Genomic DNA, 532 nt, shown 5'->3' with positions numbered 1-532 from the left:
TCTGCCGATTTCAGCAATTCCTGTAGGAACTGTAGTAAGCATTTGTTTTAGTTGCTGTTCCTTCAGTAATTTGCCACTGAGTAAGTAAGAGAAGAATTTGTTTAAATCGTCAGCAGTAGAAATCATATCTCCATCCGAGCTACCTGGGTATGAATAAGTAACGTCTTTTAGCTCACTTTCTCCGTCATATCTTTCATATCCACGGGCATGATTGGTACCTGGAATAACAGTTGAATTACCAGGTAGGAATGTATTCGACAATTCGAGCGGTTCAACAATCCGATTTTCAACCTCTTCCGCATAGCTGTTTCCAGTTACTTTTTCAATAAGGATACCCAGTATTACGTATCCTGTGTTTGAATAAGACCAGCCCTTACCTGGAGCAAAGTCTGGTGGAAGAGAAATTCCCATCTTTACTAATTCTTCAGCCGTATACAATTTTTTTGTATCCATAATATCATAGTCTTTTGACTTTAAGTATTCAGCAATCCCACTTGTATGATTCAATATCTGCCGAATCGTAATCTGGTTA

The 532-nt window shown here is 38.3% G+C and carries 1 protein-coding gene; it reads right to left on the bottom strand.

All coding sequences use genetic code 11. The features are described from left to right. Positions 1–532 (bottom strand): serine hydrolase domain-containing protein (locus tag ACS2QP_RS27390; protein ID WP_438883019.1); only part of this gene is annotated, 532 nt, incomplete at both ends.

This window comes from Bacillus cereus group sp. Bce019 (genome assembly GCF_051781745.1).
GTDB lineage: Bacteria > Bacillota > Bacilli > Bacillales > Bacillaceae_G > Bacillus_A > Bacillus_A cereus.
The sequence above is the reverse complement of the archived record's forward strand: the minus strand, read 5'-3'. Positions and strand labels throughout refer to the sequence as shown.